The following is a 14,913-nucleotide window of genomic DNA, read 5'->3' on the forward strand; positions in this document are numbered from 1 at the left end:
CCTCCGCGCCCGGTCCGCCCGGGCCCTTGTCGCCGTACACACGCACCGCCCGCGCGACGGCCTCCGTCAGTCGTCCTGCCATCCTGCTCTCCCCTCCCTCTGGCCCCTTCAGGGCGGGCGTCGGCGCTCGATCGGGTGCTCGGCTCGCCCGCCAGCACCCGATCGGCCGGTGATCGCCACCCCTGGCCGTCATTCTTCCCGGGTGCCGCCGCCCCGGCTGAGCGGGCCCGGCCACCACACCCGGCGTCCGAGCAGCAGACTCGCGCTCGTCACCAGATAGGTGCGGACGAGGAACGTGTCCAGCAGCACCCCCGCCGCGACGACAAGCCCCATCCCCACCAGCGCGACCAGCGGAAGGGTCGCCAGGACCGCGAAGGTGGCGGCCAGGACGACGCCCGCCGACGCGATGACGCCCCCGGTGGTGCGCAGCGCGGTGAGCGCCGCTTCCCGGGGCGGGGCTCCGGCGAGTGCCTCCTCACGCATCCGGTGCATGAGGAAGATGCCGTAGTCGACGCCGAGCGCCACGAGGAACACGAAGGACAGCAGCGGCAGTCCGGGGTCCATGCCCGCGAAGCCGAGGACGGGTCCGAAGACCAGCCCGCCGATGCCCAGGGCCGCGCCCCAGACGGCGACGACCGCGGCGATGAGGATCAGTGGGGCGACGAGGCTGCGCAGCAGGGCGATGAGGACCAGCAGGACGGCGGCGAGCACCAGCGGGACGATGACCGCCGTATCGCGGGCGTTGGTGTCCTCCAGGTCCATCTGCTGGGCACTGGGCCCGCCGACATACGCCCCGTCCGGATCCAGGTGCGCGCGTAGGGCCTCGATGGTGTCGCGCTCGCCCGCCGACTCGGGGGCGTCCTCGGCGAACACGTTGAGCTCAGTCCAGCCGTCCCCTGTGCGGCCCCGCTCCGCGGCGGCCACCCCCGGGGTCGTACGGGCCTCGGCGAGCGTCCGGTCGGCAGTGCCGGCCGGGGCGACCACGGTGATGGGCTGGCTGGCGCGGTCGGGATAGGAAGCGGCGAGGGTGCGCATCGCGGAGACGGACTCGGGCCGCTTCGTGAAGCCGTCCTCCTGCTTCAGACTGCCGGGCAGGTTGAACATACCGAGCGCGAGCGCTCCCAGCAGCACCGCCCCACCGGCGAGCACGGCGGCCGGCCGGCGGGCGGCGGCGCCGCCCATCGCGGCGAACAGGCCCCTGCGGCGCCCGGTGGTGGCCGTCGGCTCGCTGCCGTAGCGGGGCACGAGAGGCCAGAAGACCCGGCGGCCGAGCAGCACGAGCAGCGCGGGGAGCAGCGTCATCATGGCGGCCAGCGCGCACACCACACCGACCGCGCCGACCGGTCCGAGACCGCTGGCGCTGTTGAGGTCGGCGGCCAGCAGGCACAGCAGTCCTGCCGCGACCGTGCCCGACGAGGCGAGCACGGCGGGGCCGCAGCCGCGCAGGGCCGCCCGCATCGCGTCGTAGGGACGGTGGATGCGCCGGAGTTCGTCGCGGTAGCGGGCCACGAGCAGCAGCGCGTAGTCGGTGCCCGCGCCGAACACGAGCACGGTCATGATGCCCGCGCTCTGGCTGCTGACGGTGAGCCCGAGGCCCTGGACGAGCCCGTAGATCAGGGCCTGGCTGGTGACCGCGGCCACGCCGACGACGGCCAGCGGGAGCAGCCACAGGAACGGGCTTCGGTAGGTGAGGATCAGCAGCACCGCGACGACGAGCGCGGTGGCGAGCATCAGGGTGCCGTCGACGGACCCGAAGACCTCCTCCATGTCGCGTTGCAGCGCGCTCGGTCCGCCGACCTGGACGACGAGCCCGTCGCCACCGCCGACCTTCTCGCGTACGGCGTCGACGAAGACGTTCCGCGCCTTCTCGTCGTTGCCGGTCTCGGTGGTCGACACCGGGTACATGAGGGTGGTGCCGTCCTTGGACGGGACGCCACGCGGCGGGGCGGTGAGCTTGTGCGCGGCGGCGATCCGGTCGGTCTGGGCGGCGGCGGTCGCCCGGTCGCCGGCGGTCAGCCCGCCGTCGCGCCGGTAGACGACCACGACCTCGGCGCCGCTGCCACCCGGGAGTTGCTGCTGGATCCTGGCGACGTGGGTGGAGTCGGCGCTGTCCGGAAGGTAGTCCACGACGCCGTCGCGCTTGACGTCCGCGAGCTTCTCCCCGAAGGGCAGCGCGATCGCGGTCAGCGCGATCCAGAGCGCGACGACGGCCCAGGGCAGGGCTCGGCGCGTGCGACTGCGGCGCGGTGGTGCGGCGACGGGCGGCGGGAGCTGCTGCCCCACGGCCTGCATCGGTGTGACGGGCCCCATGGGCGGGTCTTCCCTTCTCGGCGGGTCTCGGCGGGCGTCGGAGCGCCGCACACAAGACTTCCGTGGTGAAGGGAGTGAATCGTCGCGCTCAGGGCGGAGCTGAGTCGTACCACCCGGGGTGGTGGGCGGACGCCGCTACTCCCCGGGGAGTAGCGGCGGTACGTCGCCTGAGGGTGCGGCTGGGCCCTGTCCGGACGACAGGCCGTGGCTTCCGCGACATACCGCGCGGGGTGCGGAACCCCGCGGAACCTGCCTTCCCCACGCTACGGGGACGGCGTGTGCGCCGCTGCGAGGAGACGGGCCGTGTCGTCCTCGTTCATCGCCAGCGCGTTGCCCACGGTCGCCAGGACCTCCCGCTCCGAGGGGGTGTACGGCCCGTCCGCAAGAGCGATACGCGCGCCCTGGAGCACGATCGACTCGCGTCCCGCGGACGCCAGATGCGGGGCCAGCGGCTCCAGGGCCTCGTGGAGCTCGATCGCGAGGGCCGCGCCGCACGGCTCCGAGTCGGTGACGAAGCGGCCGGTGTCCGCCGCGAGGTCCTCGATCATCGCCGTGAGCTGCTTCTCCGTGCAGTCGGGGATCCCCGCCGCCCGCACCGCGGCCACCGCGGTCTCCGTGACCGTACGGGACGCGGTGCCGCCTGCCGCCAGCACCGCGAGAGCCACGGTGTGGACCGCGTCGCGGAGCATCGCGGAGAACCGGGCGGTGGTGGGGTGGTCGAGCACCTCCGTGCCGAAGTGGGCCTGGCAGTCGGTGCATTCGACGACGGGGCCCGCCTCGCCGCGCGGCAGCACGGGGACGCCCAGGACGGTGAAGCGACGCCGGCCGGTGCGGCGCCGGAAGTTGCGGTCGCCCCCGCACTCCGGGCAGAAGAACTCGCCGTCGCCGACGGTGGTCCACGAGGTGCGCACCCCGACGACCCGCAGGAAGCCCGGGAGGCCATGCAGAAGAACCATGCCGTTGATGCCCGGTTTGAATTGCGGCACGTCGCACCTCCGTCACGTCCCCCGGGCGGAGCCAGGGGCCGCCCCGCGGCAACAGCGCCGCGTGGACGTGATGTTAGCCACATCCGCGAGTCGGAGTCAGCACCTTGGCGGCAGTTCGCCGGGACATGGCCGAACCCCGCCCACGGGGACGCGGGCGGGGTTCGTGAGGACCGGGAGGTCTACGGGCGGGCTGAAGTCAACGACCCGCGCGGTTCACCGCCGAGATGACCGCCTTCAGGGAGGCGCGCGTGGTGTTGGCGTCGATGCCGATACCCCACAGCACCTTCCCGTCGATCGCGCACTCGATGTACGACGCGGCCTGCGCGGACGCGCCCTCGCTCATCGTGTGCTCCTGGTAGTCCAGGACGCGGGCGTCGACGCCGATGGTGTTCAGCGCGTCGACGAACGCGGAGATCGGGCCGTTTCCGCTGCCGGACAGCACGGTGTCGGCGCCGTCGACGACCGCCTCCACGGTCAGGGTGTCGGTGCCGTCCGTGTCGGACGTGGTCTGGCCGCTGCGCAGCTGGATACGGCCCCAGCGGGCGCCGTCGTCGTCCGGGTGCGGCAGGTACTCGTCCTGGAACACCGACCAGATGTCCGCCGGGGTGACCTCGCCGCCCTCCGCGTCGGTCTTGGCCTGAATGATGCGGGAGAACTCGATCTGCATCCGGCGCGGCAGGTCCAGCTTGTGGTCGTTCTTCAGGACATAGGCGATACCGCCCTTGCCGGACTGCGAGTTGACGCGGATGACGGCCTCGTAGGAGCGGCCCACGTCCTTCGGGTCGATCGGCAGGTACGGGACGGCCCACTCGATGTCGTCGACCGTCTTGCCCTGGGCCGCCGCGTCGGCCTCCATCGCGTCGAAGCCCTTCTTGATGGCGTCCTGGTGGGAGCCCGAGAAGGAGGTGTAGACCAGATCGCCCGCGTAGGGGTGGCGCGGGTGGATCTCCATCTGGTTGCAGTACTCGGAGGTGCGGCGGATCTCGTCGATCTGCGAGAAGTCGATCTGCGGGTCGATACCCTGCGAGAACAGGTTCATGCCCAGGGTGACCAGGTCCACGTTGCCGGTCCGCTCACCCTGTCCGAACAGGCAGCCCTCGATACGGTCGGCGCCTGCCATGATCGCCAGCTCGGCGGCGGCCACGGCCGTGCCGCGGTCGTTGTGCGGGTGCACGGACAGGCAGACGTACGCGCGGCGGGTCAGCCGGCGTGACATCCACTCGAAGCGGTCGGCGTGCGTGGACGGGGTGGAACGCTCCACGGTCGCGGGCAGGTTCAGGATGATCTCGCGGCCGGGGCCGGGCTGCCAGACGTCGCAGACGGCCTCGCAGACCTCCAGGGCGAAGTCCAGCTCGGTGTCGGTGAAGATCTCGGGGCTGTACTGGTAGCCGAAAGTGGTCTCGTCGCCCAGCAGCTTCTCCGCGTACTCCGTCACCAGCCGGGTGCCGTCGACCGCGATCTGCTTGATGTCGTCCTTGGAGCCGCGGAAGACGACGCGGCGGAAGGTCGGGGCGGTCGCGTTGTACAGGTGCACGGTGGCGCGCTTGGCGCCGACGATCGACTCGACGGTGCGCTCGATCAGGTCCTCGCGGGCCTGGGTCAGCACGGAGATGGTCACGTCGTCCGGGATCGCGCCCTCTTCGATGATCGAGCGGACGAACGCGAAGTCGGTCTCACCGGAGGCCGGGAAGCCGACCTCGATCTCCTTGTAGCCCATGCGTACCAGCAGGTCGAACATCTCGCGCTTGCGCGCGGGCGACATGGGGTCGATCAGCGCCTGGTTGCCGTCCCGCAGGTCCGTGGACAGCCAGCGCGGGGCCTTGGTGATCCGCTGCTCGGGCCAGGTGCGGTCCGGGATGTCCACGGCCTCGTAGGAGCCGTACTTGTGGATCGGCATACCGGACGGCTGCTGGGTGTGCGTCGTGCTGGTGATCGGGGTGGGCTTGCCGATCCACTGCGACTGGGACATTGCGTGGGGCTCCTCGAGTCCTGGAGGGCTTGGTGGGTCCCTTGAGGGGGACGGCCGACTGTCGAAACGCAGCACCAGACTCCGCGGGGAGGGGGTCGGCCTACGACTACAGGCCCTCGCCGCGGCAGCTAAGGAGAAGCAGCCCGAAACGCATGATGCGATCGAGAGTAGCGGAGCTTCCGCGGGAGCGGCGGTCCCGTTTCAGTATGCGGGACGACTGATCAGCTAACCGATCGGTAACGGGGAAATGTGACAGACCACTCCATTTTGCTAATCGTCGTCGCAACTCGTGACAGTTCCATGACCCAGTGCCACATTGCCAGACATGGACACCTACTCCTCCACCCGCGCCGGAATGTCCCGGACGCCGGTCTTCTGCGGCATCGTGCCGCCGCACATCCTCGACAAGCTGGCCCGCAGCGAGGACCCGGCGATCTCCGCCGCCGCCCGCCGGACCCTGGTCTCCGACGCCGCCCAGCGCACCGGCCGCCGTCTGACCACGGTCGTCGGTGCCACCGCCCCCACGGTCGAGGCGCCGGCCGGAGAACCGCGCCGCACCATCTACGACGCGGAGCACGGCATCACGCTGCCCGGCACCCAGGTGCGCGACGAGGGCGAGGACCCCGGGCAGGACGCCACGGTGAACCGCGCCTACGCGGGACTCGGCGCGACCTTCGAGCTGCTGATGTCCGCCTACGGACGGGACTCGATCGACGGCGCAGGACTGCCGCTGCTCGCGACCGTCCACTACGACGAGAACTACGGGAACGCCTTCTGGAACGGCGAGCAGATGGTGTTCGGTGACGGGGACGGCGAGATCTTCCTCGACTTCACCGTGCCGATCGACGTCATCGGCCATGAGCTCGCCCACGGCGTCACCCAGTACACGGCGAACCTCACCTACTTCGGGCAGCCCGGCGCGCTCAACGAGTCGGTGTCCGATGTCCTCGGTTCACTGGTGAAGCAGTACGTCCTCAACCAGACCGCGGACCAGGCCGACTGGCTGATCGGGGCCGGGCTGCTCGCGCCGCGGGTGACGGGGGTGGCGCTGCGCTCGATGAAGGAGCCCGGGTCGGCGTACGACGACGACGTACTCGGCAAGGACCCGCAGCCCGGGACGATGGAGGACTACGTCCGCACCGGCCGGGACAACGGCGGGGTCCACATCAACTCCGGTATCCCCAACCACGCGTTCTACCTGCTGGCCACGCAGCTCGGCGGCAAGGCCTGGGAGCGGGCCGGCCAGATCTGGTACGACGTGCTGACCGGCGGGACCCTGGAGGTCGACGCGTCCTTCACGGACTTCGCGCGGGCCACGGTCGCCGCGGCCGCGGCGCGGTACGGCGAGGGCGCGGAGCACGAGGCGGTGCTGAAGTCCTGGCAGCAGGTCGGTGTGCCCGCAAACTGAACCCATGCGTATCCACGTACGACGCACAGGTGGCTTCGCCGGGATCGAACGGGTCGCCGAGGTCGACACCGACGGCCGGCCCGACGCCCGGGAGTGGCATGCCCTGGCCGCGCAGGCGATGAGCGACGGCCGGGGCACGCCACCGGCGGGGGTGCCTGACGGGTTCCGGTACGAGCTGACAGTGGACGGTGAGTCCGTCCACTGCGCCGACCCACGGCTCAGCGATGCTCAGCGCAAGCTGATCACCCGGGTGCTGAAAGAGGGCGCGTAGCCCGCGCGACCGGGCTCAGAAGCCCAGTCGGCGCAGCTGCTTCGGGTCCCGCTGCCAGTCCTTGGCGACCTTCACATGCAGGTCCAGGAACACCGGCGTGCCGAGCAGGGCCTCGATGTGCTTGCGGGACTTGATGCCGACCTCCTTGAGGCGGCTGCCCTTCGGGCCGATGATGATGCCCTTCTGGCTGGGGCGCTCGATGTAGACATTGGCGTGGATGTCCAGCATCGGCTTGTCCACCGGGCGCCCCTCACGCGGCAGCATCTCCTCGACGACCACCGCGATCGAGTGCGGCAGCTCGTCCCGTACGCCCTCCAGCGCGGCCTCTCGGATCAGCTCGGCCACCATGACCTGCTCGGGCTCGTCGGTGAGGTCGCCCTCCGGGTAGAGCGGGGGGCTCTCGGGCAGCAGCGGCACCAGCAGATCGCCGAGCAGCTTCACCTGCTTGTCGCCGACGGCGGACACCGGGACGATCTCCGCCCACTCGAAGCCGAGCTCCCGGCCGAGCTGGTCGACGGCGATGAGCTGCTCGGCGAGTGTCTTCGAGTCGACCAGGTCGGTCTTGGTGACGATCGCGACCTTGGGGGTCTTCTTGATCCCGGCCAGTTCCTTGGCGATGAAGCGGTCGCCCGGGCCGATCTTCTGGTCGGCGGGCAGGCAGAAGCCGATCACGTCGACCTCGGCCCAGGTGGTGCGCACCACGTCGTTGAGCCGCTCGCCGAGCAGTGTGCGCGGCTTGTGCAGTCCGGGGGTGTCGACCAGCACGAGCTGTGCGTTCAGAGCGGGGAGGTGGACGATGCCGCGGACGGTGTGCCGGGTGGTCTGCGGCCGGTTGGAGGTGATGGCCACCTTCTGTCCGACCAGAGCGTTCGTGAGGGTGGACTTGCCCGCGTTGGGGCGGCCGACGAAGCAGGCGAAGCCCGCGCGGTGCGGCGCTTCGGGTCCAGGGGCAGCAGATCCAGGGGTGTGAACGCTCATGCGGGCCATTCTCCCTGATCCCGGCAGCCCTACGTACCGAGCGTCACCCGGCGGCGGCGTACGTGCCGCATCCGGAGCCATCCGACCGCTCCCGCACCCGCCGCGAGCACCACGGCCGCGACCACCCAGGGCAGGGCGAGGAACGACACCGCGGCCGATTCGCGCACGTCACGGGCACGGGCGGTGAGCCTGACCTCGCCCCAGTCGAGCTGGGGGGCGCCCGCCCAGCGTTCGGTGAGCCGGATCCGCTGGCGGGGCAGCAGCTCGCTGGGGATCTTCGTCAGGTCGCGGGCCAGCAGCGTGCGGCCGAAGAGGCCCTCCGCCCGCAGGGCGACCTTGGGGTTGAGGGTGATGTTCCCGCGGTTGTGCAGCGTGTACGAGATGAGGGCGCTGCTCTCACCGGTTCCGGGCACCAGCGGCCGGTCCGGCTCATAGGCGATGTCCTCGACCGTCAGCGCGGGCATCGTCGGGCCGTTCACCCGCAGATAGACCCGGGCACCCACGGCCCGCTGGATGCCGACGGCGACGGAGCCCCCGGAACCTCGCGCGATCCGCTCGTCCAGGGCGACGAGCGCACCCGGGTGGTCACCGGGCTCGGCGTTCTCGGGGATGGTGAGGGTGTAGGGGACGGTGACCGAGCCGTGCGCGGGGACGGTGACCTTCTCACGCTCGGGCTTCGCCCAGGCACCGACGCCGCGCTGGGGCTCCTTGAGGGTGCGGACGGCGAAACCCCCGTCCCGTTCCGTGTTGTACGCGTCGGCGGCGTACAGCAGGAAGCTCAGGGGGCCGGAGGTCTTGTTGCTGACGGTGACCTTGTCCGTGACGGTCGTACCGGGCTCGGCGGTGAGATAGAAGTACGGGCGTTTGCCGAGCCCGGACGCGGTGGGCTCGACCGACCACTCGCCGTTGTCGGCGGCGCGGGCGGCCGGCGCTCCGCCGTAGAGCAGCAGTGCGGTGAGGCTCACGGTCAGGGCGAGGAGGAGTGCGGGCAGCGCTGATGGTGCTGGCAGTCTTCGCACGGTGCGGATTCCCCGGGGTTCGGGGCGGGCCGACCGGGTGCGCGCCCGGCCCGCCTGGTGATCAGGTGAGGGTGAGCGTGAGCACTCCGGAGTAGGCGCCGGGTGCCGTGAACGCCGGGACGTTCAGCGACAGCTTCGCGCCCGCGGTGAACTCACCACCGGTGGCCGCACCGTTGGGGGTGGACGCGAGGGTCGCGCCGGCCAGGCCGACGGCGCCCCCGGAGCCCGCGACACAGGTGCTCGGGCTGCCGGCCTTGGTGGTGCAGGACGGCGTCCAGGAGAGCTGGCCCGCACCGATGGTGCCGGCCGGCCCGGTGAAGTCGGTGATCTTTCCGGTCAGGGACCAGCCCGCGGGGCCGCCGCGGAAGTCCTTGACCGTCACCGCGTTCAGATCACCGGTGGCGGAGCCGCCCTGGCCGTAGTCGACCGAGGTGAGCTGGACACTGTCACCGGCCTGGGTCATCGACAGGGTGCCGGCCGCGACCGAGGCATTGACCTTCTGGGCGTTCGCCGGGACCGGGGTGTTGTCGATGACGGTGTAGGCGGCGGGGCCCGCGCCCTTGCTGGAGTCCCAGGCGCCGCCCTCGTACGCGACGATGCCCGTGGTGCCCAGCGCGTTCACCGTGAGCTGCCCGGAGAACGAGCCGTTGGAGTCGGCGGTGACCGTCGTCCTGTCGGCGGTCTCAACCGCTCCGGAACGCCCCGCAAGGGTCACGGCGGCGCCCGGCGTGAACTTGCTGCCGGTGACCGTGACCGCGTCGCCCGCATTGCCGGACGCGGTGCCGAGCTGGATGGCGCGGTCATTGGGGACGGTCTGCGGGCTGGCGACGATCGTCAGCGAGACGGGCGCGGGCGGGTTCGTCACCGTGCAGGGGGTGTCCAGCTCCATGATGTAGCTGGTGTGGATGTTGTAGTCACCCGGCGAGAGCGTGATCGAACCCGGCGTGGTGACCTTGAACGTACCGGTCATCGAGAACGCCGGGAACGGCGCCTTGCCGGCGACCGGCGGGTTGGACTTGGGCCCCGTGACGTTCATGCTGCCGGTCTGGGCACCGCCGAGGGTGGCCTTGCCGGTCGGCGTCATGATGTCGGCCGGGAGCGCGATGTCGACCGGGTTGCCCGCGGCGGGGCTGGTCACCTTGTAGGTGACGGTGACCGTGTCGCCGACCTTGGGTGTGGCGTTGTCGACGGTGATCTCCGCGGTCGTGGTGCCGTCGATGGGCGGGATGCCCGCGATCGGCGGTGGTACGCAGTGGGTCGGGAAGGAGACCGACGCCGCCACCGCCTGGGCCTGGGCCTGCGCGCCGGGCGCGAGGACGGTGGACCCGGACACGGCGAGAGCGGTCACGCCGAGAGCGGCTGCCCAGCGGCGTCTTCGGGTGGACGAGCGTAGGGATGCCATGGGCTTCCCCCTTTCACTTCAATCGGTGGCCGCCATTGACCGGTTGAAGCGAAAAGAAGTCAATGGAATCGAAATGCACCGTCTGATGACCCATCAGATACTGTCAAGATCCCCGTTTCCGCAGCTCACGGCGGAGGCATGGGCTCCGCGGGCCCGGCGGGCCCACGGGGACAGCGCATATGCTCGGCGCATGACTGAGAGCACCGCACTCGACGCACTCGACCCCGAGGACCGCAAGATCATCACCCTGGCGCGCAGCGCCCGCGCCCGCAACGGCGTGCCGGAGGGCGCGGCGGTCCGGGACGAGACCGGACGTACGTATGTCGCGGGCACCGTGGCCCTGGAGTCCCTGCGCCTGAGTGCCCTCCAGACCGCGGTCGCCATGGCGGTGGCGAGCGGCGCGAAGTCCCTCGAGGCGGCGGCGGTGGTCGCTGACACGACCGTGGTCCCGGACACCGACCTCTCCGCGGTGCGCGACCTGGGCGGGGCGGGGACCCCGGTGTATCTGGCGGGCCCCGACGGCGAGGTCCGGGCGACGCTGTCGACCTAAGCCGTGTCTGAGAACTCCCGCCTGGCTCGCGACGCCTCGCACGCACACTCGCTGCGTTGTCTAACCGTCCGAGTACGCCCGGTACGAGGACGACCTCCCCCTGCCTCCGGCGGGGGAACCCCCACCGCCTTGCGATGGCACGCACCGGACGCAGCGATCCCCGCCCTCCGGGCGGACGACGCCAGTTCTCCAACACGGCCAAGGCCGGACGGGGGCGCTGGGGCGTCGCCGCCGCAGGCCCGACCGTGAGATCCGGACGACTCCGGCGCCGCAGGCGGAGCGCGAGACGCGGACACCCGGCCCGCACGCCGCCACGGCGCACCGTCCGGCACATCGTTCACCGCCGGCACCGGCGCGGCATCACCGCCTGTCGAGACTCGCGAGGGCGTGCCGGATCGCGGCGAGGGCCTCCTCGTCACCGGCATCCAACTGCCTGGCGGCGGTGACGTAGCGGTGTGCGTACTCCGCCAGCTTCTCCCTGACCCCGGTCGTGGCCGGCGGGGCGATGACCCGGGTGCCGGAGCCCCTGCGGCTTCCGACGAGGCCCGCGGTCTCGAGTTCGCGGTAGGCCCGCACCACGGTGTTGTTCGCCACCCCGAGCTCAGAGGCCAGCTGACGCACCGACGGCAGCCTGTCCCCGTGCCCCAGCCGACCGACTGCAATCAAGTCCGCCAACTGACCGCGGAGTTGCTCGTACGGCGGCACGGGAGAAGCCTGGTCGACGGTGACCCTGACGGCGACGCCCGTCATGACTGCGCCTTCACATAGACCTGCGGCAGCAGCAGGACGCACAGGCAATGGCCCGCGGTGATCGCCGATGCGAGGGCCACGGCGCCCAGCCCGCCGCCGGCCACGGCGTACATCGTGCCACCGCAGGAACCCTCCAAGAGCGTGAAACCCATCGTTCCGGAGATGGCGAAGAGAGGGGCGTTCACGAGTACCCCCCATGCGCCGACAGCGGCCCGCGCGTTGGCCGCGCGGCGCTGGCCGTCGCCCGTGGAGTATCTCGCGATCCGGCGCAGCAGCAGCGCGCAGGCGGCGGTACCGAGCAGGAGACCGCCGAAGGCCGGCCAGACGTAGGCCGGACCGGGCCAGGGCGCCAGCAGCCGCACCCCCTCCGGGCAGGTGACCGCCCAGGCCCGCCCCGGGCGGCCCTCGGCGTCCGCTGTCGCCGTCGCGGCACCGACGACAAGGAGCGGAACGAGCACGAGGGCCTGCACCGCCACCGAGGCGGTGAGCAGCCGGGGCACCTGGTCCCGGACGCTGCGGGGAGCCACCTCGGCGGTGCGCAGCCGACCGGGGCTGGGGCGCGCGATGACATCCCCCGCCAACACGCCCGCCATCACACACAGTCCGAACACGGGAAACCCGCAGAGCAGATCCACGTCCGGCGCGGGGCTGTAGGTGACCAGCGCGTTGACCGCCAGCCCCGCTGCCGCGCCGAGCCAGCGCACCGAAGCCTCCAGCACCTCCCGCCACGCGCCGCCTGTACGTACGGCTCCAGACATGCCGTTCCCCTCCCCCATGATGTGTATCAACTAATTGATACAATCGGTCCGCGAGGCCAAGTGTGTCAAGCAGTAAATACACTTGACCTCATGAGGGGTTCATCCCGGCAGCGGCGGTCAGCCGGTGAGTGGGTACATCGCTCCCCTGCGGCCCTCCGGGGACACCAGCCACTCCAGCTTCGCCGCCGTGTCCCCCTCTGCGAGCGGCGTGTGCAGCACGATCGTCAGATCGGGCCTCGCCGGCACCTTCAGCTGGGTCGCCTCCATATACAGCGGACCCACCAGCGGGTGCTCCATCTCCTTGCGCACTTGACCGCCGGGGGCGATGTCCCGGCGGTCCCACAGCTCGGCGAACTCCTCGCTCGCCTCCTTCGCCGCCGCCACGACCGCCCGGAACCCCTCGTCGTCCGGGCGCTCCGAGCACGCCGCCCGGAACTGCGCCACCACCGTCGCCGCGTTCCGCTGCCAGCTGGTGGCACGCGCCCGGTAGACGGGGTCGGTGAAGAACGAGATCACACAGTTCTGCGGGTTCTCCGGACGCATGCCCATGACCACGGTCGCCGCGTCGTTGTACATGATGATGTTCCAGTACGCATCCATGATGTGCGCGGGATAGGGCATCCAGGTGTCGATCAGCCGCCGCATCCCCTCGCAGTTGCCGTGCCGCTCGGCCGGATCGACCTCGGCGGGCGGCGGGTTGAGGCCCGCCAGCGCGTACAGGTGGCGGCGCTCCGCGCTGCTCAGCCGCAGCACCCTGGCCACCGCGTCCAGCACCTGCGGGGAGACCGTGATGTCCCTGCCCTGCTCGAGCCACTGGTACCAGGAGACCCCGACACCCGCGAGTACCGCCACCTCCTCACGGCGCAGTCCCGGGGTGCGCCTGCGCGCGCCGCCATCCGGCAGTCCGGCGTCCGCCGGATTGATCCGGGCACGGCGGCTCATCAGGAACTCCCGCAGTTCGGTGTGCCGATGGGTCCTGGTCTCAGCCACGTACAACTCCCCCTGAGGTCCTGAGTGGTGGTGCGGCCAACAGGATAAGTAGCGGCTCCCCAGCGGCATTCCGTCCGCAGGAGGCTCGGGGGCATGGCAATCGACACATCCCACCCCACCGGCACGTCTGCTCTTCGGCAAGGTCCCGCGGCTCCGGTACGGCTGACCGGCCGGGCCCGTCTCACCCTCTTCGTGCTGTGCGCCGCGCAGTTCATGGTCGCGCTGGATTTCTCCGTACTCAATGTGGCATTGCCCGTGCTCGGCGCCGACCTCGGGATGAGCACCACCGCGTTGCAATGGGGCGTCACCGCGTTCGCGCTGCCCTCCGGCGGATTTCTGCTGCTGTTCGGCCGGATCGCCGATCTCTACGGCCGGCGCAGGCTGTTCCTCTCGGGTCTCGCCCTGTTCGGCGCGGCGTCGCTGCTGGCGACCTTCGCCTGGGACCCGGCGGCGTTCCTCGCCGGGCGGGCGCTCCAGGGGCTCGGCGCCGCGGTCATCGTGCCGACCGGGATGTCCCTGCTGACCACCACGTTTCCCGAGGGGCCGCAGCGTGAGAAGGCGCTGGGCATCAGCGGCACGCTGATGTCGCTGGGCTTCACCGTCGGCATGGTGCTGGGCGGGGTGATGACCGACACCCTCGGCTGGCGCTCCACGATGGGCCTGCTCACTGTGTTCTCGCTGGTGGTGCTGCCGCTCGCGCCGCGGCTGCTGACCGAGTCCCGTACCGCCGACCGGCCGCGGCTCGACGTGCCCGGCGCGGTCACCGTCACCGGCGGACTGCTCGCGCTGATCTACGCGCTGACCACGGCCGCCGACCGCGGCTTCGGGGGCTTGGACGTGCTGGTCACGCTCGTCGCGGGCCTGCTCCTGCTGACCGCGTTCGTGGTCGTCGAGTCCCGCAGCGCCGCCCCGCTGGTGTCGCTGCCGATGCTGCGCCGGCGCACCGTGGCCCTGGGGAACCTCGGTGGTCTGGTCACCTTCTCGATGATGTCGACCGTGGTCTTCGTGCTGACCCTGTACCTCCAGGAGGTGCTCGGGATCTCCGCGTTCGGGACCGGGCTGGTCTTCGGAGTGCAGGGCGGGGTTTCGATCCTCGCGGGTGCGTACGCCCCCAAGGTCATCGGGCGGCTGGGCGCGCGGCGGACGCTGGCGATGGGCCTGCTGGGCCAGGGGCTGCTCGTGGCGCTGCTGCTTGGCCTCGGTGAGCGGTCAGGGGTCGTCCTCGCCACCGTGGCGGTGTCGCTGGCGAGCATGTGCCACCTGCTCGCGATCATCTCGTACGGGCTCACCGTCACCTCGGGTGTGCCGGACGAGGAGCAGGGACTCGCCACCGGGCTGGTCACCACCACCCAGCAGGTGGGGCTGACGGTGGGAATCCCGCTGCTGGGCGTGCTGGCGACCACCTGGGGCGGCGGGCTGTACGACGGTGTGCGGGCCGTGCTGGGGATCGACGCCGTGATCGTGGTGGCGGCGGCTGTGCTGATGGCAGTGGGCCTGCGCGGTCGGCGATGACGACCTGGGC

At 71.2% G+C, this 14,913-nt stretch carries 13 protein-coding genes; 4 read left to right on the forward strand and 9 right to left on the reverse strand.

Features of this window, described 5'->3' with window-relative positions:
- Positions 1 to 189 precede the first annotated feature (189 nt).
- The 3 genes from ACFV6V_RS18790 to leuA all read right to left on the reverse strand — a co-directional run bounded on the left by ACFV6V_RS18790 (position 190) and on the right by leuA (position 5,265).
- Positions 190 to 2,310: an MMPL family transporter gene (locus tag ACFV6V_RS18790; protein WP_385566132.1), complete on the reverse strand. Its 2,121-nt coding sequence runs from the start codon at positions 2,308 to 2,310 to the stop codon at positions 190 to 192.
- 263 nt (positions 2,311 to 2,573) lie between these two features.
- Positions 2,574 to 3,266, reverse strand: coding sequence for a TerB family tellurite resistance protein (locus tag ACFV6V_RS18795; RefSeq protein WP_385566234.1), 693 nt, complete (start codon positions 3,264 to 3,266; stop codon positions 2,574 to 2,576).
- Positions 3,267 to 3,492: 226 nt separating this feature from the next.
- Positions 3,493 to 5,265 (reverse strand): 2-isopropylmalate synthase, encoded by a 1,773-nt coding sequence (gene leuA / locus ACFV6V_RS18800; RefSeq protein ID WP_385566135.1) that lies wholly within the window; start codon positions 5,263 to 5,265, stop codon positions 3,493 to 3,495.
- Between the two features lie 325 nt (positions 5,266 to 5,590).
- Between leuA and ACFV6V_RS18805 the strand changes: the two genes are divergently transcribed.
- Together ACFV6V_RS18805 and ACFV6V_RS18810 are read left to right on the forward strand one after the other, a co-directional pair.
- Positions 5,591 to 6,673 carry a M4 family metallopeptidase gene (locus tag ACFV6V_RS18805; protein ID WP_385566138.1) on the forward strand — a complete coding sequence of 361 codons (1,083 nt, stop codon included), beginning with the start codon at positions 5,591 to 5,593 and terminating at the stop codon, positions 6,671 to 6,673.
- Positions 6,674 to 6,677: 4 nt separating this feature from the next.
- Entirely contained in the window at positions 6,678 to 6,944 is a 267-nt protein-coding gene (locus ACFV6V_RS18810) for a protealysin inhibitor emfourin (RefSeq protein WP_385566140.1), read from the forward strand.
- 15 nt (positions 6,945 to 6,959) lie between these two features.
- On the opposite strand, the gene era is transcribed toward ACFV6V_RS18810, so the two are convergent.
- The 3 genes from era to ACFV6V_RS18825 all read right to left on the reverse strand — a co-directional run bounded on the left by era (position 6,960) and on the right by ACFV6V_RS18825 (position 10,343).
- Entirely contained in the window at positions 6,960 to 7,931 is a 972-nt protein-coding gene (gene era / locus ACFV6V_RS18815; RefSeq protein WP_385566142.1) for a GTPase Era, read from the reverse strand.
- 20 nt (positions 7,932 to 7,951) lie between these two features.
- Entirely contained in the window at positions 7,952 to 8,941 is a 990-nt protein-coding gene (locus ACFV6V_RS18820; RefSeq protein ID WP_385566145.1) for a WxL protein peptidoglycan domain-containing protein, read from the reverse strand.
- Between the two features lie 61 nt (positions 8,942 to 9,002).
- Positions 9,003 to 10,343, reverse strand: a complete 1,341-nt coding sequence (locus tag ACFV6V_RS18825; RefSeq protein WP_385566147.1) for a beta-xylosidase — start codon at positions 10,341 to 10,343, stop codon at positions 9,003 to 9,005.
- Positions 10,344 to 10,533: 190 nt separating this feature from the next.
- On the opposite strand from ACFV6V_RS18825, the gene ACFV6V_RS18830 reads away from it, so the two are divergent.
- Positions 10,534 to 10,893 (forward strand): cytidine deaminase, encoded by a 360-nt coding sequence (locus tag ACFV6V_RS18830; RefSeq protein WP_385566150.1) that lies wholly within the window; start codon positions 10,534 to 10,536, stop codon positions 10,891 to 10,893.
- Between the two features lie 360 nt (positions 10,894 to 11,253).
- On the opposite strand, the gene ACFV6V_RS18835 is transcribed toward ACFV6V_RS18830, so the two are convergent.
- The 3 genes from ACFV6V_RS18835 to ACFV6V_RS18845 form a co-directional block, all read right to left on the reverse strand.
- Complete coding sequence (locus ACFV6V_RS18835; protein ID WP_385566151.1) at positions 11,254 to 11,643, reverse strand: GntR family transcriptional regulator; 390 nt, start codon at positions 11,641 to 11,643, stop codon at positions 11,254 to 11,256.
- Positions 11,640 to 12,401 carry a hypothetical protein gene (locus ACFV6V_RS18840; RefSeq protein ID WP_385566154.1) on the reverse strand — a complete coding sequence of 254 codons (762 nt, stop codon included), beginning with the start codon at positions 12,399 to 12,401 and terminating at the stop codon, positions 11,640 to 11,642. The genes ACFV6V_RS18835 and ACFV6V_RS18840 overlap by 4 nt, the downstream gene beginning before the upstream one ends.
- Positions 12,402 to 12,518: 117 nt before the next feature.
- A complete protein-coding gene (locus ACFV6V_RS18845; protein ID WP_385566237.1) occupies positions 12,519 to 13,343 on the reverse strand; it encodes a helix-turn-helix transcriptional regulator in 825 nt (274 codons plus the stop codon).
- A 141-nt stretch (positions 13,344 to 13,484) separates the two neighbouring features.
- Here ACFV6V_RS18845 and ACFV6V_RS18850 point away from each other — a divergent pair, with 141 nt between their 5' ends.
- Complete coding sequence (locus tag ACFV6V_RS18850; RefSeq protein ID WP_385566157.1) at positions 13,485 to 14,903, forward strand: MFS transporter; 1,419 nt, start codon at positions 13,485 to 13,487, stop codon at positions 14,901 to 14,903.
- Positions 14,904 to 14,913 lie beyond the last annotated feature (10 nt).

Source organism: Streptomyces sp. NPDC059828 (genome assembly GCF_042731955.1).
In the GTDB taxonomy this organism is placed as follows: Bacteria; Actinomycetota; Actinomycetes; order Streptomycetales; family Streptomycetaceae; genus Streptomyces.

Coding starts and splice junctions, on each gene's coding strand:
- ACFV6V_RS18810 (WP_385566140.1), top strand. CDS start 6,678: ATGCGTATCCACGTACGACGCACAGGTGGCTTCGCCGGGATCGAACGG.
- ACFV6V_RS18825 (WP_385566147.1), bottom strand. CDS start 10,343: ATGGCATCCCTACGCTCGTCCACCCGAAGACGCCGCTGGGCAGCCGCT.
- ACFV6V_RS18805 (WP_385566138.1), top strand. CDS start 5,591: ATGGACACCTACTCCTCCACCCGCGCCGGAATGTCCCGGACGCCGGTC.
- ACFV6V_RS18795 (WP_385566234.1), bottom strand. CDS start 3,266: ATGGTTCTTCTGCATGGCCTCCCGGGCTTCCTGCGGGTCGTCGGGGTG.
- leuA (WP_385566135.1), bottom strand. CDS start 5,265: ATGTCCCAGTCGCAGTGGATCGGCAAGCCCACCCCGATCACCAGCACG.
- ACFV6V_RS18845 (WP_385566237.1), bottom strand. CDS start 13,343: ATGAGCCGCCGTGCCCGGATCAATCCGGCGGACGCCGGACTGCCGGAT.
- ACFV6V_RS18840 (WP_385566154.1), bottom strand. CDS start 12,401: ATGTCTGGAGCCGTACGTACAGGCGGCGCGTGGCGGGAGGTGCTGGAG.
- ACFV6V_RS18830 (WP_385566150.1), top strand. CDS start 10,534: ATGACTGAGAGCACCGCACTCGACGCACTCGACCCCGAGGACCGCAAG.
- ACFV6V_RS18850 (WP_385566157.1), top strand. CDS start 13,485: ATGGCAATCGACACATCCCACCCCACCGGCACGTCTGCTCTTCGGCAA.
- era (WP_385566142.1), bottom strand. CDS start 7,931: ATGGCCCGCATGAGCGTTCACACCCCTGGATCTGCTGCCCCTGGACCC.
- ACFV6V_RS18835 (WP_385566151.1), bottom strand. CDS start 11,643: ATGACGGGCGTCGCCGTCAGGGTCACCGTCGACCAGGCTTCTCCCGTG.
- ACFV6V_RS18790 (WP_385566132.1), bottom strand. CDS start 2,310: ATGGGGCCCGTCACACCGATGCAGGCCGTGGGGCAGCAGCTCCCGCCG.